We start from the raw sequence: 242 nt of genomic DNA, 5'->3' as shown, positions 1-242 counted from the left end.
CGCTCATGCTGCTTGGCATTTAGCACGTTATGCTTGACGCCTTCTTGATCGAGTAAATAAGACAATTCTTCGCTGGCTTCAATCGTCGCCGTACCAACCAATACTGGCGCACCTTTGGCTTGAATCTCTTTAATCTCACGAATGATGCCTTTATATTTTCCTAATTTGGTCAAGAAAATCTGGTCATCCATATCGATACGCGCAATGGGCTCATGGGTTGGGATCACGATGACGTCTAGGTC

General features: G+C 45.5%; 1 protein-coding gene. It reads right to left on the bottom strand.

The window, feature by feature from the left end; genetic code table 11:
- Nucleotides 1–242, bottom strand: a 242-nt coding sequence (locus AAEY72_RS16070) for a preprotein translocase subunit SecA (protein ID WP_352311670.1), incomplete at both ends; no start/stop codon positions are given.

The organism is Psychrobacter sp. W2-37-MNA-CIBAN-0211 (assembly GCF_040309405.1).
GTDB classification, from domain to species: domain Bacteria; phylum Pseudomonadota; class Gammaproteobacteria; order Pseudomonadales; family Moraxellaceae; genus Psychrobacter; species Psychrobacter glaciei.
Note: the sequence above shows the minus strand (reverse complement) of the source record. Positions and strands in the feature narration are given on the sequence as shown.